This window comes from Acidobacteriota bacterium (genome assembly GCA_028875575.1).
In the GTDB taxonomy this organism is placed as follows: domain Bacteria; phylum Acidobacteriota; class Terriglobia; order Versatilivoradales; family Versatilivoraceae; genus Versatilivorator.
The window spans coordinates 1-22665 of the sequence record JAPPDF010000072.1 but is presented as its reverse complement, the minus strand read 5'-3'; the positions used below and the strand labels follow the sequence as shown (position 1 = coordinate 22665).

General features: G+C 60.8%; 16 protein-coding genes and 1 pseudogene. 11 read left to right on the top strand and 6 right to left on the bottom strand.

Annotation, left to right across the window (positions count from 1 at the left end):
* Positions 1-522: 522 nt before the first annotated feature.
* The gene (locus OXI69_10725) at positions 523-3720 is read left to right on the top strand and encodes a leucine-rich repeat protein (protein ID MDE2666617.1); all 3198 of its coding nucleotides are present in this window, start codon (positions 523-525) and stop codon (positions 3718-3720) included.
* Between the two features lie 33 nt (positions 3721-3753).
* Positions 3754-7779 (top strand): S8 family serine peptidase, encoded by a 4026-nt coding sequence (locus OXI69_10720; protein MDE2666616.1) that lies wholly within the window; start codon positions 3754-3756, stop codon positions 7777-7779.
* Here OXI69_10720 and OXI69_10715 read toward each other — a convergent pair.
* Positions 7734-7859, bottom strand: a pseudogene (locus OXI69_10715) (transposase). The gene OXI69_10720 and the pseudogene OXI69_10715 sit on opposite strands and share 46 nt — an antisense overlap.
* Before the next feature lie 30 nt (positions 7860-7889).
* Positions 7890-8396, bottom strand: coding sequence for a GspH/FimT family protein (locus tag OXI69_10710; GenBank protein ID MDE2666615.1), 507 nt, complete (start codon positions 8394-8396; stop codon positions 7890-7892).
* Between the two features lie 148 nt (positions 8397-8544).
* Between OXI69_10710 and OXI69_10705 the strand changes: the two genes are divergently transcribed.
* From OXI69_10705 to OXI69_10695, 3 genes are read left to right on the top strand one after another with little or no spacing between them, the layout of a single operon-like run.
* On the top strand, positions 8545-9090 hold the full coding sequence (locus OXI69_10705; GenBank protein MDE2666614.1) for a prepilin-type N-terminal cleavage/methylation domain-containing protein: 546 nt from the start codon (positions 8545-8547) through the stop codon (positions 9088-9090).
* Between the two features lie 10 nt (positions 9091-9100).
* Positions 9101-9739, top strand: a complete 639-nt coding sequence (locus OXI69_10700; protein MDE2666613.1) for a prepilin-type N-terminal cleavage/methylation domain-containing protein — start codon at positions 9101-9103, stop codon at positions 9737-9739.
* Positions 9740-9798: 59 nt separating this feature from the next.
* Positions 9799-11043, top strand: coding sequence for a hypothetical protein (locus OXI69_10695; protein MDE2666612.1), 1245 nt, complete (start codon positions 9799-9801; stop codon positions 11041-11043).
* A gap of 230 nt (positions 11044-11273) precedes the next feature.
* Here OXI69_10695 and OXI69_10690 read toward each other — a convergent pair whose 3' ends face one another.
* The 4 genes from OXI69_10690 to OXI69_10675 form a co-directional block, all read right to left on the bottom strand.
* Positions 11274-12110 carry a prepilin peptidase gene (locus OXI69_10690; GenBank protein MDE2666611.1) on the bottom strand — a complete coding sequence of 279 codons (837 nt, stop codon included), beginning with the start codon at positions 12108-12110 and terminating at the stop codon, positions 11274-11276.
* A gap of 17 nt (positions 12111-12127) precedes the next feature.
* Entirely contained in the window at positions 12128-13219 is a 1092-nt protein-coding gene (locus OXI69_10685; protein ID MDE2666610.1) for a glycosyltransferase family 4 protein, read from the bottom strand.
* A gap of 75 nt (positions 13220-13294) precedes the next feature.
* Positions 13295-14098 carry a glycosyltransferase family 2 protein gene (locus tag OXI69_10680; protein MDE2666609.1) on the bottom strand — a complete coding sequence of 268 codons (804 nt, stop codon included), beginning with the start codon at positions 14096-14098 and terminating at the stop codon, positions 13295-13297.
* Positions 14099-14315: 217 nt separating this feature from the next.
* Positions 14316-16070, bottom strand: a complete 1755-nt coding sequence (locus OXI69_10675; GenBank protein ID MDE2666608.1) for a TolC family protein — start codon at positions 16068-16070, stop codon at positions 14316-14318.
* A gap of 221 nt (positions 16071-16291) precedes the next feature.
* Here OXI69_10675 and pyrE point away from each other — a divergent pair, with 221 nt between their 5' ends.
* The 6 genes from pyrE (at position 16292) to rseP (ending at position 22607) form a co-directional block, all read left to right on the top strand.
* Positions 16292-16864: an orotate phosphoribosyltransferase gene (gene pyrE / locus OXI69_10670; GenBank protein ID MDE2666607.1), complete on the top strand. Its 573-nt coding sequence runs from the start codon at positions 16292-16294 to the stop codon at positions 16862-16864.
* Between the two features lie 122 nt (positions 16865-16986).
* Positions 16987-17712 carry a tRNA pseudouridine(38-40) synthase TruA gene (truA, locus tag OXI69_10665; protein MDE2666606.1) on the top strand — a complete coding sequence of 242 codons (726 nt, stop codon included), beginning with the start codon at positions 16987-16989 and terminating at the stop codon, positions 17710-17712.
* 667 nt (positions 17713-18379) lie between these two features.
* On the top strand, positions 18380-19180 hold the full coding sequence (locus OXI69_10660) for an isoprenyl transferase (protein MDE2666605.1): 801 nt from the start codon (positions 18380-18382) through the stop codon (positions 19178-19180).
* Positions 19177-19983, top strand: coding sequence for a phosphatidate cytidylyltransferase (locus OXI69_10655; GenBank protein ID MDE2666604.1), 807 nt, complete (start codon positions 19177-19179; stop codon positions 19981-19983). Before OXI69_10660 ends, OXI69_10655 begins: the two co-directional genes overlap by 4 nt.
* 17 nt (positions 19984-20000) lie before the next feature.
* Entirely contained in the window at positions 20001-21176 is a 1176-nt protein-coding gene (locus OXI69_10650) for a 1-deoxy-D-xylulose-5-phosphate reductoisomerase (GenBank protein ID MDE2666603.1), read from the top strand.
* Between the two features lie 84 nt (positions 21177-21260).
* On the top strand, positions 21261-22607 hold the full coding sequence (gene rseP, locus OXI69_10645) for an RIP metalloprotease RseP (GenBank protein MDE2666602.1): 1347 nt from the start codon (positions 21261-21263) through the stop codon (positions 22605-22607).
* The last annotated feature ends 58 nt before the right edge of the window (positions 22608-22665 follow it).

The following is a 22665-nucleotide window of genomic DNA, read 5'->3' as shown; positions in this document are numbered from 1 at the left end:
TGAAAGAGCTGAATTCAAAGCGCACCGCGCTGTCCGAGCGTTACAAAAAACGGTTTCTTGCAGACCATCACCAAATTATCACCACAATCGTGTTCACGATCACGCTGAATTCACTTGCTTTGTCTATCCTGTCCTGCGATCCATCGAATACCCGTTTCCTCCTCGGCTGAGGAGTAGCAGGCCACCGCGCGAGGACTCCGATCGGGTGCCGTCGGAGCCGGACAGGGCTCGGGAGTTCCGACTGTTGACAAAGCATTCCCGGCAACACGGACACGGCTCCATGTCTCGGTCTTCCGATATCAACGGCCGAGCAAGCACACAAGCCGCGACCCGCCCTGGAGTGGCTGGGGCATTGTCCCGGGTTCGATCGAACCCAGGGTGGCGGCCGGGGCCCCAGTGGGGGCGTGTTCGAGGCTGTGTCCTAACTCTGGCGAGCAATTCGGGCTAAACGACATGCCTGGGAAACCGACACGACCTCACAGAGCGTCGCTGGTCCTTTGCTGGGTTGCGTGGCTCTTTTTCATGATGGTGGACACCGTAGCCGCGCGGGGGATTTGCGACCGCACGCCGCAGGTTCGGGACAGGTTGGTGCAGTTGGCAGGAGTGTCAAGATGCGAGGGCGTAACTCTGGGGCACCTGGCCCGAGTGACAACTTTGGATCTCTCGCATTCCGATATCGTCTGGCTTCACCAAGGGGACTTTGAAGGGTTGAGCCGCCTCAGGACGCTGAACCTGAGTCACAACCTCCTCAGGACATTGCCCGAGGAGATCTTCCACGGGCTGAACTCACTGGCAGAGCTGTTCATCCATCAAAACAAACTGAACACGTTACCCGCAGGCGTCCTCAACGGACTGAGTTCCCTGCAAGCGCTGTGGTTGCAGGACAACTCCATGAATAGATTTCCGAGAGGGTTGCCCCTGGGAGTCTACGACGAGGTGCTGGATACGTTGGAAGACCTGCGGGTCGATCCCTTCCTCATGGCCAGCCTTGCCTTCCAGTCGAAAGGGCAAAGCACCGTTGCCGGTTACACTGTGCGAGTTAGAGTTAGAGAGAATTCGGGCCGTGGCCTGCCAGTGGCCGTTCGTGTACCGTACAGTTTGGAGTGGACCGCCTCCGCGGATGATGATGCCGGTCTGCAGCCCCTCCCTGCCGGAGAATTGCTGTTCGCGCCGGGCCGGCTCCCCGAGGACATCGTCTTTAGCCTATCGCAAGACGCGAACAGCCTGGGCAAGACGATCGAGGTGAGGCTGGGGGAACTCTCCCGAATCCGACTGAGTCGTTCCGACGGCACGGGCCCCGACGCTCCCTACCTGATGGCAGATTCCCTGCTGATCCGCCCTGATGAGGGCGCCGTCCACACCGTCACCATTGTCAACGCCCTTCCGGCAGACGTCTGCGAGCGCACGCGGCTGGTGCGGGACGCGCTGGTCGCAGCGATCCCGGAGGTATCCGACTGCGCTGACGTCACCACGGCGCACCTTACCGGCGTCGAAAGGCTGAGGTTTTGGGGGGCCGGCATCACCCATCTTCGAGCGAACGATTTCAGCGGACTGAATTCGCTGGTGTTTCTGTCGTTGAATAGCAACTCCCTTCGCAGCTTGCCCGAGGGGATCTTTAGAGACCTGAGTTCCCTGAGAGACCTGTGGCTATGGGATAACCCCCTGCAAACTTTGTCCAAAAATGTCTTTCAGGGCCTGAATTCTCTGCAAAGTCTGCATTTGGCTGACATCCAACTGCACTCTTTACCGGAGGAGATCTTTCGCGGACTGAACAACCTGGATAAGCTCTGGCTACAGAGGAACTCCCTGAGCAGCTTGCCCCATGGAGTTTTCGATGAATTGAATTCCCTGCGAAGCCTCTTGCTAAATGACAATGATTTCACTGTATTACCCGAGGGGATCTTTAGCGGATTGGGCAAGCTGGAAATACTGTGGCTGCAGGGCAACGCCCTGTCTTCACTACCCGAAAATGTCTTCCAGGGATTGAGCTCACTGAGAGAACTGATTCTGTACAGTAACTCCCTGACTTCGTTGCCCGAGGGGATCTTTAGCGGGCTTAACAATCTGGATATGTTGCGGTTACAGCGTAACAGCCTGAATGTCTTGCCCGAGGGAATCTTTAGCGGGCTGGCTAACCTGGAAGAGCTGATGCTATTTCGAAACTCCCTCAGCGTCTTGCCCAAGGGGATATTTCGCGGACTGGGTTCGCTGCACTTACTGTGGTTGCATTCCAACTCCCTCGGCACCTTGCCCGAGGGAGTGTTTCACGGGCTGAAAGCCCTGCGCTGGCTGAACCTATCGTCCAACTCCCTGAGCTCCTTGCCCGAGGGAGTCTTTAACGGACTGAGCGGATTGGCGGATCTGGAGCTGAGTTTCAACCCTCTGAGCGAATTGCCCCTGGGGATATTCGACGATGTGCTCGATACACTCGGCCACGAAATGCTTATCGACCTGCTTCTCCGTCGAGGTGAATTGCGGGTCGACTCACACCTGAAAGCGGGGATTTCTTTCCCTACGGCCTTTCAGCGGGTGGCTGAAGGCGCCCCCATAAGAGTTCCGGTCGAGTTGAGCCGGGCCTTGCCGGTGGCGGTACGGGTGCCCTATAGGGTGGGCGTCAGTGGGTCCACGGGCGAGTTGACGGGTCCCTCGCCCTCGCCGGACAGCGGGCTGGTGTTTCCGGCCGGGGAAACCGAACGAAAAATCACCCTTAGCCTGCCAAAGGATTCGGTTGTTCAGGGGAAACGGACCCTCCTGCTGACCTTGGGAAAGCTCGAGGAAATCGGTCTACACCGGTCCGACGGAGCCGGTCCCGACGCTCCCTACCTGGAGACCGAAAGCCTGCTTCTTGGTTCCGGTCAGGGGTCCATCCACACCCTCACCGTTTCCGACTTCGAGACCGACGACGAGGATCCCTTCTGCCTCTCCCTGTGGGATGGCGCGCGCTGCTCGACGGTGGCCACCCTCCCGCATGTCTTCATGGGCCCCCTGGATGAAAGCATGGCCCGAACCGAGCTTGTCGTCACCCACAGAGATCCCCAGGCAACTGACTGTGAAGTGGTCGTGCTTTTTCACCAGGGAACCACCCCGGCTCCGGCAGTATCCTTCGACGGACTGTTCCCGGACCGGAACCTGCACCACGTCACCATTCCGAGAGGAGGCGCCGAGATTCTGACCCTGACGGCACCCGATGCGCAGGAAGCGACAGTGGGGGCCGTCTCCGTTTTCGCTCGGTCCCCCTGTTCTGCCGGCTCCCTCCAGGTTCAGGGACGGGCCCTGCTTGAAAACCAGGTCGATGGGGAGGTCGACGAACTCCATACCCTGGGCGGCCAGTTCTCCGGAGATCTTTTGGCAGACGGGGACTGTCGCAGGTGGACGGGCCAGTACGGCAACGGAGACGATGTGGTTCTTGCCGTGGTGCCCGCCCAACCGGGCCAAGCTGCGCCGTCCGGAACCCAGCTGCACTTTCGTGCCTTCGATCTGAAGAGGAACCTGGTCGGTGCTCCGGACAGCCTGGAGGTCTCCGGGAGACATCAAGCATTCTCGTTCGGGGAGTTCGACCGGCCGACCATCATCGAGATGTGCCTGGATGTTCCTGGCACCAGCCCCTTTCAACTGGCTGTTTCCGTTCTTGGAATAAGGACCACGGGCACCAAGTTGCAGTTCTTCACCGGGAGCCTTCCCGGAAACTCCGAGTCGGAGGACACCGGATCAGGCCCATGATGGTTCGAATCATTTCCGAAGAGAGACTGACGCATGCGCGGTAACGCCCACTTACGAATAGGAGCCTGGGGTGTCGCGGTCGTGCTGACTCTGGTCTGCTCCGGATCTTATCGTTCCCAAAACGGCTCGCCCAATCTCAAGCCCTTCAAGCCCAGGGACTGGTCGGATGTCATCGTGGTCTCCAACCGGCAGGGCGACAACCTCAACAGCAGAAGGCTGGTGCCTTCCGACAATATTTTCGTGGATTTCGCGGTGATCAACAGCGGCAGTTCTGCGGTGACCCGACCCTTCCGTATCGATCTCTTTGTGGACGGCCAACTGTGGAAAAGCTTCGATGCTCCCGCACCCCTGGCCCCTCAAGTTTTTCGTTTTCGCGAGGACTATCCCATCGGAAGACTGGGCGTCGGCACGCACGCACTCCGCATCGTCGCCGATGCCGGCAACCAGATTGCAGAGAGCGACGAAGGCGACAACGAATACACCAGGACCATCATCGTGGCCGGCGATTGCTTTCCTCTGACCATGAGGGTTACACCCCGGGGAGCCGGGACCCTGACTCCAAGCCGGGAGCCCAATTGCGCCGAGGCCACGGTCAGTGTCAGCAGCTTGTCCCTCATCGAGGATAGTCTCGACAACGGTCTCGACATCGCCGGGGAACCCATCGTCAAGGCGCAGAGGGCCAAGGCCTTTTCCGCCCTGAGAGCCAAAGTCCGGTCAGAAGACCATGTGAGAGTGATCGCAGGGGTGAGGACCGAAGGCGGATCTCCCGTCTCGGCTGCCGGCAACTTGGGAGAAGCAAAGTCCCGCTCTCCCCTGATTGCTCGAGCCCAACAGTCGTTGTTGAATCGAATGGACAATCTTGAAGTCTCTTCTATTCGACGGTTCAAGTTCATTCCCTACGTGGCGATGGAAGTGGATGAAGCCGCGCTGGAGTCTCTGGCCGCAGACCCGGAGGTGGTCAGCATCGAGGAGGACCTGGCCTTCAAGCCGTTGCTGGCGGAAAGCACCCCCCTGATCGGGGCTCCCCATGCCTGGGATCAGGGATACGCCGGCTCGGGCCAGACGATCGCCATCCTGGACACGGGTGTAGACAAGGATCACCCCTTTCTGGCGGGCAAGGTGGTGTCGGAGGCCTGCTATTCGGGATCTGGCGGGGGAAGAATTTCGCTTTGTCCCGAGGGCGTGGACGAATCGATTCTGCCGGGGTCGGGAGCGCCCTGTCCCTCGTCCTTGAGCGGCTGCTATCACGGGACGCGTGTGGCCGGAGTCGCCGCCGGCCGGGGGACGGAGTTCTCGGGCGTGGCCCGGGATGCCCGGATCATCGCTATCCAGGTATTTTCCCAGAGTGGGGAAGGCATCATTTCATACAACAGCCACTCGCTCGCCGGACTGGAGCGGGTGCTCGAGCTCAGCGCCGACTTCAACATCGCAGCCGTCAACATGAGCTTTGGCGGAGGCCAGTTCTCAGGGGACTGCGACTCCGATTTTCCGGCCACCAAAGCTGCCATGGACAATCTGCGGGCAGTCGGAATTGCACCCGTCGCCGCCTCTGGGAACAACCATTACGACTCGGCTATCAACTCCCCCGCCTGCATCTCCAGCGCCATCAGCGTAGGATCGACCGGTGACGGCAGCGGCGAAACCACTGCGGATGCAGTCTCGGAATTCTCGAACAGCTCCCCCGTGCTGGACCTGCTGGCTCCGGGTGCATTGATCACGACTTCCACGCTCGATAACGAATTCATCTCTTTAAAGGGCACTTCTCTTTCGGCCCCCCACGTCGCCGGCGCCTGGGGCGTATTGAAGTCCAAGGCCCCCAACGCCACGGTGCCGCAACTGCTTTCCATGCTGTTGCGGACCGGCATTCCCATCACCGACCCTCGAAACGGCCTGGTCACGCCACGCATCCAGGTCGATGCCGCCCTTGACGCCGTGATCCCCGAGCACTCCTATTCCTCGGGCACTCTGCTAACCCTGACAGCCAGTCCAAATCCCGGTTTCCGCTTCAAGAGCTGGCAGGAATGCGAGTCCGCCTCCGGGAACCGTTGCCTGGTCGAGATGGACTCGATCAAGCGGGTGGTTGCCGTCTTCGAACCGTCAGCTTCCAATCTCCCCGACCTGATCACGACGTTGCTGACGGGACCCTCGACGGCGACGATCGCCAGCACGGCTTCAATTTCAGCCGTCATTCGCAATCAGGGTCCAGCCAACGCGGGCCCGTTCCGGCTGGGGCTCTTTCTGTCTGCCGACACCTCCATCACCACCGACGACACCTGGTTCGCCGCCTGCTCCTACGAGGCGGGCCTACTGGCCGGAGAGTCCGAGAGCTGCAGCCGTTCGTTTCCCATCCCACCCCGGGTGAGTCCCGGCCGCTACTACCTGGGAGCCATCGTGGACGACCTGGATCGGGTGGCCGAGAACAGCGAGACCAACAACGCCCGGGTGGCCGATTCAGGCCCGACGGAAGTCCTGGCACCCCGGAACAGCATGCGTTCATTCGTGCCGGTGATTCTGAGCACCAAGGGGCGCCGGGGCTCCTTCTTTACCTCGGAACTAGTCCTGACCAACCGGGGGGCTCGGGAGGCAAGCGTCTACTATACCTACACGGCCCATATCGGAAGGGGAAGCGGCGCGGCCTCGGACCTGCTGGCTCCCGGGGAGCAGCGGATCGAGTCCGATGCCCTGGGCTACCTGCGAGGGTTGGGCATCCCCATCCGCGCTTCGGGCAATCGGATCGGGACCCTGGCCATCCAGGCCCTGGCCACAGAGCATTTGGGTGCCCTGGTCCGAACCACCACGCTTGTACCCGAGGGTCGGGCGGGCCTGTCCTATCCCGGGATCGGCAGCGGTGACGGATTCGAAGAGCCGGTCTATCTGTGCGGCTTGCGCCAGAACACCCGGGACCGCTCCAACGTGGCTTTTCAGCACATGGGAAGCTCGGAGGAGGGACCGATCACCTTGAGGACCACGGTGTTTTCCGGGGATGCAGCCGATTCCAATCCCCCGGACCTGAACGACGTGACGCTGCAGCCGGGAGGATTCCACCAGTATTCGGGACTGCTGGGGACCGTGTCCAACGGCTACGTCAAGGTGGAGCGGGTCGACGGGAAAGCACCCTTCTACGCCTACGGGGTCATCAACGACCAGGCCAACTCGGACGGCTCGTTCGTCTTTCCGGTCACGCCAGGCTCGTTGGCGGGCAGCCTGCGCCACACCCTGCCGGTGATCGTGGAAACACGAGAGTTCTCCAGCGAGTTGACGGTGACCAACTTCTCGGACGAGCCCAAGAACATCCGATTCAGCTTCGTGGCCGACGGGATCCGAACTCCTGATCGCACAACCCACTTCAGCCTGACGATTGGAGCCGGCCGGCAGCGAATCATTCCCGACCTCATCCACACTGTTATGAGGAGGGAGGGTGTCGAGGGCCTGGGTGCGTCCAGGGGCGGACTGGCCGGTGCTCTGTTCGCCATAGCAGATGGCGGCGACATGAGTGGAATCGTCATCGGGGCCCGCACGAGCTCTTCAGACGGTCGCGGCGGCCAGTACGGCCTCTTCTACAACGCGGTGCCCGACCGGGCGGCCTTTACCGTCAGCGCCTGGATCGATGCCCTACAGCAGAACCAGGAAAACCGCAGTAACCTGGCGCTGGTCAATATCGGGGAAGTCGACGACTCGGACAGCATCTTCAGCCTCGACATCTACGATGGAGACTCAGGCGGGTTGGTCAGGACGATTGCCCGGACGGTCCCGGCCCTGGGTTGGCATCAAATAAACGCCATTCTGGCCGACAATGCCCCGGGAACGCGGCAGGGCTATGTCCGGATCAGAAAGGTGTCCGGCAACAACTCCTTTCTGGCCTACGGGGTGGTCAACGACGGAGGGGCGCCGGGGCAGCGGAGTGGGGACGGAGCCTATATCCCGGCTCACGGCAGGCGACTGCCCACCCATGTCAGCAGACGGTTTCCGACGAGGCAAATTCCGCCCGCTTCCCTTCGCGGACTGAACACAATTGCCGACAGGGAGGTGACGACGAAGCGGGGGTTGGGGCCGCGGTAGAGGACCTCGGCTTTGGCCACGACACGGCGCTCGCGGGACCAGCTCTTGAGAGTGGAGTAGGAGAGGTCGGCAAAGATCCGGACCGGCTGTTGCAGAAATTCGGCCAATCCTCATTGCCAGACTTGCTGGGCTCGATGCCACCCGTAGCGTCGCAGGCGTCCGACTCCCGGCATTGAGCAGGATATGGCAGCGGCGTCGCCGGAGGCGTTCTGCAGGTAGATGGTTCCCAACTTGTTGCAATAACCCTCCGGGTTGAAGGTAAACCGGTCCCCGCCGAAGGTGATGGGATCCGCCAGCGGACGGGGAGTAGCAGCAGCGGGCGGGCCACTCAACCCGGTGCTGCTGAAGTCTATCCGGCCCGGTAGCGAATAGGCCCCGACCAGTGGTTCCGACGCCCCCCACAGGCCATTGCCGTCCAGGTCCTCGAACAGGCGGTAGGACCGCTGCTCCCGCTGGAACCGCACCACCACTTCCCGGTTCCTGGCAATGGCCCGGTAACGTCCCCGGTCCAGATTGGAAAGCATCGTCTGAACCGCCGAATTCAACCGGTAGACTTCCCAATAGCGACTGAAACCGGGAATCGCAAATCCCAAAAGGATGAAAATCAAGCCTGCCACCACCACAGTTTCCAAAATACTAAATCCCTTCTTATCAGTAGGATGAATCATTGTTTGGCCTGTAGCCGAGCAAATGCTTCCGGAGGTGTTGACAACCCCTGTGGTTGGCTTATCATGGGTCCGGCAACCAGCAACTTCCAAGACCTCCATGAACAGGATCCAGGGTTTTTCTCGCCTCAAAACGGGCCTGGCGCTATCGGTACCGCTCCGCCGCCGGAGGGTTAGCGGTTGGGTCTGCGCTGGCGGCTTCACCCTGCTGGAACTGCTGATTGCCTCGGCGGTCCTGACCATTGGCCTGCTGTCGACAGCCTCCCTGCTGCTACTGGCCCTGTCCAGCCATTTTAACTCCAAACTCGAGGCAGCGGCACTCAGGATGACCCAGTCCACGATGGAAGAGCTGAAGTCCTTGCCGTTGGATCGGGCCGAACTGGCCGATTCAACCGAGTCGCTGACCCCGGACTACGAGATCGACTTCTCGGCGCCCCCTTCTCCCTCCCATGCCAGGACCACCATGGTGACGCTTCAATCGTTCAGCTCGACCCGAATCGAATTGGAAACCCGCTGGCACGTTCGCACCATCGACGGTCGAAAAGTTGTTACGGGCGCCACCCGTCAGACCGGCGGCCACTCCCCCTTCCGCCCGGTCAACATGCGAATCGTAAGGCTTTACACCGCTCCCGCGTTGGGAATGTAGTCGGCAACCCATGACCCGGAAACCCGCCAAGGCTCGGGGATTTTCCCTGCTCGAGTTGGTCCTTGTCCTGGGACTGGTCAGCGCCATCCTGGCAGCGGCCCTCTCGACGCTCTTGGAGGGAGACAGGGTTGCCATTCTCGGACGACAGGAATCGGAGATGCGCCGACAACTCCGGGACATCCTGACCCTCATGGTCAAGGAGTTGCGTCGGGCCGGGCTTCCGCCTCCCAATACCTACGATGGACACTTTCTGCGGTCTTCCGGCAGGTTGAACCTCGTATCCAGGGGAATCCTGGCCGAGAGCCATGCCGGCAAGCTGGTGTTCACCGGAGACATCAACACCGACAATCGAGTGGACTACGTCGAGTACACGGTGTCGGGCGAAATTCCCCCGTTGACGCTGACTCGCAGGGCCGGACCCATCGGCGATGCCGGGAGCCTGCCCGGCGCTCCTGCCCAAACGCTCTCCCGGAGCATAGAAAGTTGCCGCTTCCTCTATTTCGACGCCTCCGGGGTCGCCACTTCGAGGGCGGCCGAGGCAGCAAGTGTGCGTATTGACCTCACCCTTCGCAGTCGGGCGCCCGACTTACGCTCCGGCCACCATCGGACCCTGAGTCAATCGGTTCGCGTAAGGCCGTACAACCCATGACCCCTTTGATTGACCCAATGGCGTTCCTCGCAGCCAAGTGTGCCGCCCGGGAGGGCGGCATGGCGCTGGTGGCCGTCCTGATGGCCCTTTCCATCCTGACTCTCGTGGGGCTGACCGCAACCTTCGTCACCACCACCGAAACCCTGATCAACCACAATCTTGGCTCGCGCCTCGTCAACCGCTATCTCGCCGAGTCGGCGGTCGAGGAAGCCCGCTCCAAGCTGCCGGCAATGCTGCCGGTGGCCGATCACGAGGCCGTCTATCTTCGCCGCGACACCACCATCGACCCCACCGCGGGGACCAGGGACACCAACCCCTTCTTTGACCCCGCCTACGGCACTCACGGAATCACGTCGGCCCGATTCATAGATTCCGACCTGTCCGGGGTGGAATTCGCCTGGGTCCGAGTCTCGCGAAAGACCGAAGAGCGCGCAGGCTATGAACTCGACGGCGATTCAACCAACAACGGGGAGGTCGTCGGCTACGGCTATGACAACCGCGCCCCGGCGTTAAAGGCTTTCCAATTCGTGGGGTCTCGGCCCGGTCACTACGGTTCGCCGGTCTACCTGTTGACGGGAATGGCTACCGACCGCTCCGGTTCCAGACAGATGGTTCGCGCCGAGCTGGCTCGGCCTCCCTTGCCTCCCCTTTCGGCCGCCGTTTACAGCAAGACCGCAGTGCGGCTGCCGGATGCCGTCACGATCATCGGAAACGACGGGAACGGCAGGAGCGACCTGGCCGGAATCGACACTCGGAGCGGAGTCTCCGGGGACACCGGAGCGGTCCGGGGAGCGCCCGCCATCGTCTCGTCCTCGTCCTCAAGCCACAATATCGCCGCCCTGACAGCCATGTTCGAACCTCCGCTGTCGATCCCCATTCAAAGGGTGGACCCGGCTGTCAGCCTTTCCTCGGGCATCTACTCGGGAACCAACCTGCGGCTCGGACGGCCCGGAACGGACCGCCGGGTGCCCACATTCGCGGACGGCGATCTGGTGGTCTCGGGGAATTCCGAAGGACAGGGCTTCCTGATCGTCAACGGAGACTTGACGGTGTCGGGTTCCTTCCGCTACGAGGGAGTCATCCTGGTCAACGGCCGGTTGAGGTTCAGGGGATATTCGGTGGGTTCGGGCGCCGGGATACGCATTCGGGGAGCCATCGTCTCCCATCCGGCGAAGGGGGCTGCTCCCTCGCTAATCGAAGGAGCAAGCACTCGAATCCGCTATTTCTCCGGGATCGTGGCAGCCCAATATCAGGCTCTCCGGCATGCCCGGCTCTCCTGCCGGCCACTCACGGGTCTCAAGTAAGGGCCGCCCCTGGCCTGCCGGACAGATCATTGGAGGAAGAAACTGCCGATGATTGTCGACGAGGAACCACGAATAGACCCAAGTACCGATGGATCTCCTTTGCGGCGACGACGTCAGGGGCCGCAGCCCTACCGATGCGGCAGAGCGGTCACGCTTAGTGGCCCTTCGTCGTCCTTCGTGTTCCTTCGTGGATCACTCTTTTTTGGTTTGTTTCCAATAAGGGCGGACCTTCACATCCTGCCGGCGATCCCGAGATACCAGGAGAGCAGTTGCTCTCCCCAAAGGGCCACGCCGACGGCTGCGATTCCGAGGAAGGATCCGAAGGGAAGCGGGTAGCGGTAGTCCTTACCGGTCATCCTGATATAAGCCAGACCGACCAGAACCCCAAGCACAGAGCCCAGCATGATGGTCAGCAAGCCGAGCTTAACCCCCAGGAAGGCCCCCACCATGCCCATCAGCTTCAGATCGCCGCCTCCCAATCCCTCCACTTTTTTCAGCTTGTAGTAGACGGCTCCAACCAGCCACAGGAATCCGCCGCAAGCGAACGCTCCTAACAGAGAACTCGCCAGCCAGCCCCAGCGAACACTGGAATCCGGGTGTCCCGCCAACTGTACGAGAGCGGTTCCGGTGTCGTCCTCGATCCCGACCAGCACGCTCAGGACGATCCCGAGCGCGATCCCGGACAGAGTGATGACGTCCGGCAGAAGGCGATGGTTCAGGTCTATGAAAACCAGCACGATCAATGCCGAAAAAAAGACCAGGAGCACCGCCGTTTTCCACTGGAGCCCGTAACTGACAAAGGTGCCCCAGTAGATGGCTGTGGTCAGCGCCTCGACCACCGGATACTGCCAGGAAATGGTTGCATTGCAGAACCGACATTTCCCGCGCAGCAGGAGGAAACTGATCAGAGGGATGTTGTCGTAAGGCTTCAGGGCTTGGCCGCAGTGCGTACAGGAAGACCTGGGAGAAACGACGGATTGCCGGCGGGGTATTCTGACAATACATACGTTCAGAAAGCTGCCGATCTTCAGGCCCAGGGAGATTAAAACCCATTCCATTAATGACATAGGAGGTTAAACCGGATTCAACTGTTGAGTATATCCGAGTAGATCCTGCGGGTCTCGTCCACCATCCGCTCCACCGAGAAAGTCGACCGGACCCTGGCGGCCGCCTGCTCCGCCTGCCGGCGGGCCAGTCCGGGATTGCGTCTGGCACGCAACACCGACTCAACCAGAGCCTCGGCGCTCCCCGGCAAGAACAGGAACCCGGTCTCTCCATCGATCACCGCTTCGGGAATCCCGCCCGCGCGGCTGGCGCAAACGGGAACCTGGCGGGACATGGCCTGAAGGAGAACCGACCCCAGACCCTCTGTCAGAGATGGATGCACCAACAGATCGAATCCCGGCAGGACTTCATCCAGGTCGGAGACGAATCCCGGCAGCACGGCACGGCCGTGGAGGCCCAGTTCCCGGATCAACAATTCCAGCTCCTCTCCAAGCGGTCCCTCTCCCACAACGGCAAGCCGGGAGTCGGGATGGGTCGTCAGGATCTCGGAAAACCCCCGGATCAGTAACGCATGACCCTTCTCCGGCGTAAAGTGACCGACGCATCCGATAAGAAACTCGCCGTCGGCCACGCCCAGGCGGCGTCGCGCGCTGGACCGTTGCTCCGGCAGCGGCTCCGCCTCGGTATCGACGCCATCGTAGATAACTTCTACCTGGCCCGGTTCCAAACCCTCCTCAATGAGCAGATCCCGAACATAGCGGGAAACGGCGATCACCCGGCTGGTCTGCCGGGCATATTTGAACTTCCACCAGGGGTTGCCGCGGATGCTGAAGGCGACTCTGCGGGCAGCCACGACACCGCCACCCCAACCGAGGGTCTTCAGCCAAACGGCCAGACCCAGTGTCCGTGAATCGTGAGCGTGAATGAGATCAGGCCGGAAACGTCCAACCAACCCGGCCATGCCCGCCAGCGAGATGAAGTCCCACTCTGAAGACAGGGAGAGCCCACGAACCGGCACCTCCTGTTCGGCGGCACGGGTTGCCAGAGGACTCCTCTTGCGTACGGCCAGAAACTGCTGAATCCCCCGTCTCTTCAGCCCTCCGATCAGAAAGTGCAATTGCTGCTGACCACCCCGCCAGGCGGATCCGGAATCCAGGTGAAGGATCCTCATGGTGAATGAACCGGTTCCCTCACTCGCCCCGAAGTCCGGGAGCTGCAATCCACGCCTGTCCGGTCCTGACAGCTTTCACGGAAGGCCGCCCCGGTTGCTCGCGGGGTCCTTTGCGGCCGCCTGGCCGGGTGGTGGGGACCGCTGCAGATCCCAGAGTTTGGAATACTTGAGGAAATTGTAGTAGGCGGCGAAGGCTGAAATCAAAAGGCCCTGCACTCCGTCCAAAAAGCCGGCCTTGAAGCAATAGCTGCTCAAAAAGGCCACAACCGGCGAACCCAGGATCTTGAGGGGACCGCTCCCGATTCCCCTGGCATGCATATCCCGAGCCGCCAGGCTGGTGTATTTCCCGACCCGATGGGCATGGTCCGATACCGAGTCGCAGGTGTAGTGGAGAAGATCGCCTTCCAGGCGGCCAACGGGCCCGTCGCAGGCAAGATGCTCATGGACGAAGTCGCCGACCCACTGCCCGTGCCGGCGCCGATACAAACGCGGCTTGCGGTCGGGATACCAGCCGCAATGGCGAATCCAGCGGCCAAGATAGAAGGCTCGCCGTGAAAACTCGTAGGCGTTGGCCGGCGTCGGATGGGCTTTCACGTCCAGCAACTGCTGCCTGAGAGTTGGGCTGAGACACTCATCGGCGTCCAGGCTGAGGATCCATTGGTGGGATGCCTGTTCGGCCGCGAAGTTCTTCTGGTCGGAGTAGTTGGTCCAGGTGCGCTTGTAGACGCGGGCGCCCCATCGAGCTGCAACCGCGCAGGTCTGGTCCTGGCTGCCGGCATCCACCACGATCAATTCGTCGGCTATGCCGCGAACCGATTCCAGGCAGCGGCCGAGGTGCTTCTCCTCGTTGAGCGTGATGACTGTGACCGAGATCCGCAAAGCAGTGGTTAGTGATCAGTGGTTAGTGGCTGGTTTCTGGTGGAGAGTGGGGGGTGGGGAGTGGAGAGTGGTATGACGAGGGTTTCGGGAACAGGCAAGTGCCTGATGACCCGTATGCAACCCACACACGACCACGCCGTGACCGACAATATGCTTTGCGTGTCGATTAAAAAAACTATCCGCTAATCACTAACCACTATCCACTGCCTTTTGTCCACTATCCACTGTCTTTTGACGCCCCCGTTCGAGCCACCTTTCCGGCAATCGCATCTCCAATCGAGATGTTCTGCAGTTCAAGCGTCTTGCCCATGGCCCTGTCCAAATCCCGCTTGGCCTTGGTGAAGCTCACCTGGGCGTTGACTTCGTTGGTCTGGGCTTCGGCCAGGCGAACCTGCTCCTCCAACACGAATCGGATTTGAGAAGTGCCGAGCTGGAATTTCTTCTGCTCTGCCTCGAGGTTACGCTCCGCCAACTCCCGAGCCTTTTGAGTAGCTTCGATTCGCGCACGGTTCATTTCCAGTTGGGTGTGGGCGTTTCGAACCTCCAGGGCAATCTGCTGCTCCAGGGCGCGAAGCCGCTTTTCCGATTGCCGCCGGGCCACGCTGGCTCGAGCATAGTCCGCACGCCGAGAGCGATTGCTCAGAGGAATCTCAACCGAGATCGAAGCCCCATAAGTGGGAAAATCGGAGCCCAGCAGCCGGTTGAAGGCATCTCCCAGGCCGGTGCTGCCGGCAACCACCGGCGTTCCGCCAAAGAACGGCAACCCGCCGAACCCGCCCCCTTCGAACACTCTGCTGACTCCTTCCAGAGCCGCCGTCCCGTAGCTGACATTGAAGCGAACATCGGGAAGGAGCTGGTTTCGAAAATACTTGAGGTCTATGCCCGAATTGTCAATCCGCTTGCGCTGCTGCTTGATCTCCGGCCGCTGTTCAATGGCATAACTCACCGCCTGCACCAGGTCGAAGTCCCTGTAATCATCCATGGTCGCCAGGGAATCCAGAGGCACAATCCTCACTGCCACCCTGCCTGGATCGCCCAGGGAGGAGATCAGCTTTTTCATCTGATCTTCCATTTGCGCCAGCGAATACTCGGCCCGGATCAACAACTCCCTGCGGTTGGCGATCTCGGCTTCCGACTGAACCACGTCGATGGGAGCCAGGGTCCCGATCTCGGCCATCCGCTTGTTATCTTCGTTGGTTTTGACGGCCAGGTCCAGGGACTTTCTCCTGACCTCCACGTCCTTGCCGGCAAAGACCAGATCCCAGTACAGATTCTGGACTTGATTGACCAGTTGCACGACTTGCTGCTCGAAGAGATGTTGACTGATGTCCTTGTTGTTGCGGGCGATTCTGATCAGGCGGGTGTTGGGGAGGAGACCGAAATTCCTGAGGAGCGGCTGGCTGATGGATGCGGTCAGCGAGGCCCGCCAGTAGGGATTGAGAAAGTTCCGCAGGTTGTTGTCGGAGACGCGGTTGCTGGTGTAGTCCACTCCGAAGAGCGTCCCGGTTTCGAAGAGCTTGCTCACTCCCACGTTGACGTTGTGGGACAGGCTGGTCTGGGTCTCGGTTCCGGTCAGAAAGGTGGTGGTCAGCGGCCGCGTATCCCTGTTCGCACCCAGGGTCATCGAAAGCGTGGGGTCGAAGAGCCGGTAGGCCATGTCGATCTCGTACTCGGACATGCGGGGATCGAATCGCTCGACCACCACGTCCAGATTGCTCTCCAGCACCATCTGAACGGCGTCGGCTTCGGTCAATCCCACCTGGTCGCGCTGCATCAGGCTGCTCAAGAAATCCGAGGATTCCCCTTGGCGTTCCGGAATGGGGGGGCGAACGATATTGTCCCTGAACCAGTCGGGAAGAGGAAACACCGCCTGGCCCCGCATCGCGGCTGGCGCTGACAGAATGCCCAACCCGAGCAACAAGGGCATCAGTCCCCTGGAAAAGGTGTGAATGAAGTGTTGAGTTCGACGCATTGACGGCTCCTTCTCTGAGTGGTCACCCATACGCATCAACGATATGCGGCACGGTAATGAAAAACGTGTTCCCTAGCGCGTTGGTTTCAACAATTCCAATCCCGGAAGCCCGTCCCGCACCCGGTCTGATGCCCCGTGGCCGGCTACCCCGCTGCCGCCTCAATTGATTTCGCAAATAGCCGATGCTACCATCCCTGCATTCAGAGTCGGCAATCCCGTCAATGCCCCCTTCAGACCAGATCCGGAAGATTTTCACCGATACCGGAGCCCTTATGGAGGGACACTTCCTGCTCAGCTCCGGTCTTCACAGCCCTCAATACCTCCAGTGTGCCAAGGTCCTGCAGTGGCCGAGGTACGCGGAGTGGTGCGCAACCCGATTGACTTCCCTGATGGGCTCGGAAAAGCCCGACTTGGTGGTTTCCCCGGCGATGGGAGCCATTCTCATCGGACACGAACTCGGCCGCAGCCTCGGTTGCCGGGCGGTCTTCGCCGAACGCGTGGGCGATGTCCTGAGACTTCGTCGAGGCTTCCGGATCCGTGAGGGCGAGAAAGCTCTCATCGCAGACGACGTCGTTACTACCGGAGGATCGACCCGAGAGACGATGGCGCTGGTGGAAGATCACGGCGCCACGCCGGTAGCGGTAGCCTCCATCATCGATCGAAGTGGTGGAAAGGCACTAACGGGTCTGGTCCACCACTGCCTTTGGAGCCTGAATATTCCAACCTTCCTGCCCGAGGAGTGTCCGCTTTGCAAATCCGGATCCAAACCCCGTAAACCGGGCAGCCGCGCCTGACCCGAGGGTCCGCTCACGTCGCTCGGTGCAAAGTGCAGGTCCAGATGCCAACCGGCCCCGCTTCCGATCCAGACCGCCCCGTCTCGCCGCAAGGCCCGGGGTCGCCCTCGCAAAACCTCCGGATGGAGCTCCAGTACGATGGAACAGGCTACCACGGATGGCAGATCCAGCCCCGACTCCGAACCATCCAGGGTGAGTTGACCCGCACGCTTGAGAGCATCGTGCAGGAGCCGGTCCATGTTTGCGGCTCGGGAAGAACCGACGCCGGAGCTCACGCGCTGGCCCAGGTTTGTCATTTCCATACGACCTCGCGCCTGGAACCGTCCAGCCTCTGGAAGGCCTTGAACTCCCGTCTGCCGGCAACCATCCGGGTTACCGGAATTGAGAAGGCGGCTGACGACTTCCATGCCCGACACCATGCCCGAACCAAACACTATCGCTATCGAATCCTGAACACCTCCTGGTGCCCACCCTTCGATTACCCCTATGTCCATCACTTCCATCGCAGGCTCGACTATGAGAAGTTGAATCGGGCCGCCGATTTGGTGGTGGGGAAACGGGACTTCAGCGCCTTTTGCGACGCCGACAGCCAGGCGAAATCCAAGATTCGGCAAGTCACCACCTCCCTTTTTGTGTTTGACACCCGGCGAAAACTCCTGGAATATAACGTTTGTGCCGACGGGTTTCTGCACCACATGGTCAGGAATCTGGTCGGCACCTTTTTGGAAGTGGGCAGGGGCAAGCTCCCGGTGGAAGCCATCCCTGCCATTCTGCAATCGAAAGACCGTTCCAGAGCTGGCCCGACCGCTCCAGCCAAAGGTCTCTTCCTGGTTTGGGTCGGCTACTAGCCCGCATTTCTCATCAGGCCGCTGGTAGCATGACGAAAGGAAATTTATCTTTCAGTACCTGGATTGGCTCAATGTAAAGGGCTTGTGGGTAACAGACGGCGCTGGGCATGCCCTGGCTTGTCTTTTTTGCTTCAGCGCGCACATGCTCCCTCGACCGTAGTGACCGCTACGCTCTTCGGTCGCGAGCACGCGCTGAAGGGAAAATTCCTGCGCCATGATCATGCCCCCTGGTGAGAAATGCGGGCTCGTGATCTGCCTCGGAACTAGGATTGCCATCTCCCACCGGGACGCTGGGCACACCCTGTAAAGACCGTTTGTTTTCAACAGTTTGTTGGTGCTATCTTGAAGGTTGGCACTTACACACGGTGCTGGGCGCGTCCCGACTTGTCTTCTCCCCTTCAATGCGCAAGTGCTTCCTCGGACGTAGTGCCCGGCGACGCCCTTCGGTCGCGAGCACGCCTTGAAGGGACAAATCCGGCTCCATGCCTCGACCCGCCTCGCGAGTTCGGCCCTGCACCGAGATACGCGGATTCGCCAGGCCGGGGCCCCATCACCGCCGGATCGAAACGAGGTGGCCAGGGCATCGCCCGGTTTCTCACCCAACCAACCCCCGCGGTGGGGGTCACTTTCAGGCTAACTTGACAGCCATCCATTCGGGATGAGGCTCATGTCAGGAAACAGTCGGGAAATTCAACGCAACTTCGCTCCCTACTGGGGGGAGGAGAAAGAAGACCGTCGACTTTTCGATCAACTGGACCTCGACAGCGTTCCCCAGCATGTGGCCATCATCATGGACGGAAACGGCCGCTGGGCCCAGCAGCGCCGCTTGCCCCGGGTGGCCGGGCACCGGGCCGGGATAGCGTCGGTGCGAGAGACGGTGGAAACCGCGGCTCGCCTCAAGCTGCGAATCCTGACCCTCTACGCTTTCTCCGTTGAGAACTGGAAGCGCCCGCGCAGCGAAGTCGCCACCTTGATGAGTTTGCTCAAGGAGTACCTGAACAGGGAAATTGCCAATTTAATGGCCAATGACATCCGCTTTGGGACCTTGGGGCGGACTCAGGAGTTGGACCCCTCCATTCAGCGGGAGCTTCAGTGGGCCAGAGAAAAGACCTCCCGAAACCGGGGTCTGCTCTTCAACGTAGCGCTCAACTACGGCGGGCGAGCCGAGCTGGTCGACGCCTTCAATGCCCTGTGGCAGCAGCGCAAGAACGGCAGTCAGGACGAGCCTGCCATCGACGAACAGTCCATCGCTCGATGCCTCTACACTGCAGGACAGCCGGATCCGGACCTGCTGATCCGGACCAGCGGCGAGTTGCGCATCAGCAACTTTCTGCTGTGGCAGATTGCCTATTCCGAAATCTGGGTGACCAAGACGTTGTGGCCCGATTTTCGACGGAAGGACTTCTTCAAGGCGGTGCTCTCCTATCAATCCCGGGAGCGGCGTTATGGAGGTTTGGCCAATCAATGAAACGCTGGCTGACAGGCGTTGTGCTCGTCCCCCCGCTGATCGGAGTGGTCGGTTACCTGCCGTCCTGGTGCTTCCTGGCGCTCATCGCAGGGGTGGCCGCCATTGCCCTGGAGGAGTTCTTTCGGCTGTCCAGAGACACCGGCATCCATGTCTTCCGAGCAGCCGCCCATACTTTTTCGCTTCTGCTGGTCGGTAGCTTCTATTGGTCTCCCCGCGACCATTCGGCCGTTTTGTGGCTGTTGATCCTGGCGGCAGTCACCTGCCTCGTCCTGACCCTCCGACGGGGGCACAAGCTGCAGGAAACACTGCCAAGCTGTGGGGTGACCCTGCTGGGCCTTGTCTATGTCTCCACCACCCTGGGATTTCTCTTGGCTATCCACAACCGCCCCCAGGGTGACGGGCCGTCGTGGGTCCTGTTTCTGCTGCTGACAGTCTGGCTGGGCGACACCGCCGCCTACTACATCGGAAGCCTGCTGGGGAAGCACCTCCTGGCCCCCAGAATCAGCCCCGGAAAAACCTGGGAGGGAGCCATTGGCGCCTTGTTGGGAAACAGCTTGGCGGCGTTGACGAGCCAGGTTCTGATTCCCCAGATCCCTCTCATTCCCCGCGTTCTCCTATGCTGCTCCCTGGGGGTCGCCGGCCAGGTGGGAGACCTGGCCGAGTCGGCCATGAAGCGGGGCGCTCGAACCAAGGAGTCGTCCGAACTATTGCCCGGACACGGCGGAATGCTGGATCGTATTGACGGGGTCTTGTTCGCAGCCCCGCTGCTGTATTTTTACCTGCGATTGATTGGACAGGCCTAGTGTCCTGTCTCAAAGTCATGAAAACCATATCCTTGCTGGGGTCAACCGGTTCGGTGGGCCGGAACTGCCTGAGGGTGGCGGAAGAGCTGCCCGGGGAGTTTCGGGTGATCGCCCTGGCCGCCGGCCGGAACACGACCGAGCTGGCCGATCAGGTCGGAAGGTTTCACCCCGAACTTGTGTCCGTATCCACCCCGGAAGCAGCAACGACACTGGCCCAAAAGCTCAAAAACCTGGATCCGTCCGCCCATCCGGAGATCGTGGTCGGGGAGGAGGGCCTGCTGCGAGTGGCTACCCACCCCGAGACCGACCTGGTGGTGAGCGCTATTGTGGGAGTCGCCGGGTTGGCTCCCACCTGCAGGGCCATTGAATGTGGAAAGCAGATCGCTTTGGCCAACAAGGAAGTGCTGGTGGTTGCCGGCGAACTGGTGACGGAGCTGGCTCAGCGCAACGGGGTGCAGCTCCTCCCCGTCGACAGCGAGCACAACGCGATCCACCAGTGTCTGCGCTGCGGCCAAGCCGACGAAGTCGCACGAGTCATCCTCACCGCATCCGGCGGCCCCTTTCTGGGTTACAGCAGCGAGCAGCTCAGCCGGGTCACGCCTGAGATGGCCCTGCGGCATCCGACCTGGAAAATGGGAGACCGAATCACGGTCGATTCCGCGACCCTGATGAACAAGGGAATGGAGGTCCTGGAAGCACGCTGGCTCTTCGACCTGGATGTCGACCAGATCTCGGTTTGGGTTCATCCTCAGTCTATCGTGCACTCCATGGTGGAGTTTGTGGACGGGTCCGTGATCGCTCAGCTCGGCATCACCGACATGGGTCAACCCATCCTGTACGCGCTCAATTACCCCCGGCGTCTGCCGGGGCGCAGGCCGAGACTGAATCTGAACCAGGCGGCCAAGTTGGAGTTCATGCACCCCGATTCGGGCAAATTCCCCAGTCTGGACCTGGCCTACCAGGCTGCTCGTGAATTGGGGGCGCTGCCCTGCACGCTTAACGCGGCGGATGAAGTGGCGGTAGAAGCCTTCCTGCAAAGGAAGATCGACTTCCCTGGAATTCCGCGGATCGTCGCCAGGATGATGGAGCAGGCGGACGGGGTGGGCAAATTCTCTTCGATCGCGGAAATTCTGGAGTATGATGAATCGGTGCGAAGGGAAACCCGGCGCTTGATTCAAAAGGACTTCAGTTAGCAAGTCCCGAGGGCTGCCCCGACAGGGGATCGACGGTTTTCCGGGCGATGTCTCAACAGCGTTCCAATTGGACAGCAGGCTGAAATGATCGATTTTCTATGGGGTGTTCTGGCTGTGCTGGTGGTGTTCGGGACCGTGGTGGTGGTTCACGAACTGGGCCACTTTGGCGCGGCCAAGTTTTTCAAGATTCGCGTCGAGGCCTTTTCGGTCGGTTTCGGTCCACGCCTGTTCGGCTTTCGGCGCGGGGAAACGGACTACAAGGTCTGTGCGATTCCCTTGGGAGGGTACGTCAAGATGGCGGGTGAAAACCCCGACGACGTAACCGGGGGAGTCGAAGAGTTTCTTTCGCATCCCAAGTGGCAGCGATTCATTGTGGCCGTAATGGGCCCGGTCATGAACGGTGTGCTGGCGGTGGTCCTGCTGACCGGGCTCTTCTACTACCGGTACGAGGTACCTGTCTGGCCTCGGGAATCGGTGGTGGTGGGCTTGATCAAGTCCGACTCTCCTGCCCTCCAGTCCGATCTCAGGCCGGGTGACCGCATCGTCGCTGCCGGCGCCAGGCAAGACCCCACCTGGGAAGAGTTTCTTCTGGAGGTCAGCATCAGTCCCGGAGTTCCCTTGCAAATGGAGGTCCAGCGAGGAGAACAAGCCTTCCCATTGACTCTGACTCCCGCGGCCCGCGGTCGCGACAGTGCCGGCTACCTGGGAATTGCCCCCTTCGAGTTGGCTTCGGTTCAGGTCCAGCAGGTGCTGGCAGGCAAACCAGCCGCCGAGGCCGGCATCTTGCCGGGAGACCAGGTGGTCAAGGTGGGCGGAGTGGTACTCAGCCAAGCCGGACTCGACCTGGTGGACGCAATGGGCCGGAACCAGGATCCGGTAATACCGATTACGGTCCTGCGCAACGGCCGGGAGCTGGAATTCCAGGTCACCCCCTACCTGGACGAAACCACCCAAAGACGAATGATCGGGGTCATGCTGAACCCCATGGCCAGAACCACCGTCCAGCAGCTCTCCCTGGTGGAGGCGCTGGACGCTTCAATCGAGCGGAATGTCCGCTTCGCCGGACTGCTGTTCGAGTTCCTTCATCGGCTGCTTCGGGGCACCGCTCCGGTGAGCATGGTCGGTGGTCCGATAGCGATTGCCAGACAGTCCAGCCTGGCCGCACAGTCCGGCATCACCGATTTGATCATGTTCATCGCCGTGATCAGCATCAACCTGGGAATCGTCAATCTGTTGCCCATCCCCATCCTGGACGGAGGGGTCATCGCCATCATTCTGGTAGAGTCTCTGGTTGGACGGGACCTCAGCTTGAGCGTTCGGGAGAGGGTGACACAGGTGGGCGTCGTCATGGTGATCCTGCTGGTCGTGGCGGTGACCTACAACGACATCATCAAATCGCTTCCCGCATCCCTGGGAAAGTATTTCCCCTAGCCCACATTTCTCACCAGGGGGCATGATCATGGCGCAGGAATTTTCCCTTCAGCGCGTG

What these genes read in the sequence shown, in the direction of transcription:
- OXI69_10660 (MDE2666605.1), top strand. Translation starts at nt 18,380, where the DNA reads ATGTCAGGAAACAGTCGGGAAATTCAACGCAACTTCGCTCCCTACTGG.
- OXI69_10705 (MDE2666614.1), top strand. Translation starts at nt 8,545, where the DNA reads ATGAACAGGATCCAGGGTTTTTCTCGCCTCAAAACGGGCCTGGCGCTA.
- OXI69_10650 (MDE2666603.1), top strand. Translation starts at nt 20,001, where the DNA reads ATGAAAACCATATCCTTGCTGGGGTCAACCGGTTCGGTGGGCCGGAAC.
- OXI69_10655 (MDE2666604.1), top strand. Translation starts at nt 19,177, where the DNA reads ATGAAACGCTGGCTGACAGGCGTTGTGCTCGTCCCCCCGCTGATCGGA.
- OXI69_10695 (MDE2666612.1), top strand. Translation starts at nt 9,799, where the DNA reads ATGGCGCTGGTGGCCGTCCTGATGGCCCTTTCCATCCTGACTCTCGTG.
- OXI69_10720 (MDE2666616.1), top strand. Translation starts at nt 3,754, where the DNA reads ATGCGCGGTAACGCCCACTTACGAATAGGAGCCTGGGGTGTCGCGGTC.
- OXI69_10685 (MDE2666610.1), bottom strand. Translation starts at nt 13,219, where the DNA reads ATGAGGATCCTTCACCTGGATTCCGGATCCGCCTGGCGGGGTGGTCAG.
- truA (MDE2666606.1), top strand. Translation starts at nt 16,987, where the DNA reads ATGGAGCTCCAGTACGATGGAACAGGCTACCACGGATGGCAGATCCAG.
- rseP (MDE2666602.1), top strand. Translation starts at nt 21,261, where the DNA reads ATGATCGATTTTCTATGGGGTGTTCTGGCTGTGCTGGTGGTGTTCGGG.
- OXI69_10675 (MDE2666608.1), bottom strand. Translation starts at nt 16,070, where the DNA reads ATGCGTCGAACTCAACACTTCATTCACACCTTTTCCAGGGGACTGATG.
- OXI69_10725 (MDE2666617.1), top strand. Translation starts at nt 523, where the DNA reads ATGATGGTGGACACCGTAGCCGCGCGGGGGATTTGCGACCGCACGCCG.
- pyrE (MDE2666607.1), top strand. Translation starts at nt 16,292, where the DNA reads ATGCCCCCTTCAGACCAGATCCGGAAGATTTTCACCGATACCGGAGCC.
- OXI69_10690 (MDE2666611.1), bottom strand. Translation starts at nt 12,110, where the DNA reads ATGTCATTAATGGAATGGGTTTTAATCTCCCTGGGCCTGAAGATCGGC.
- OXI69_10700 (MDE2666613.1), top strand. Translation starts at nt 9,101, where the DNA reads ATGACCCGGAAACCCGCCAAGGCTCGGGGATTTTCCCTGCTCGAGTTG.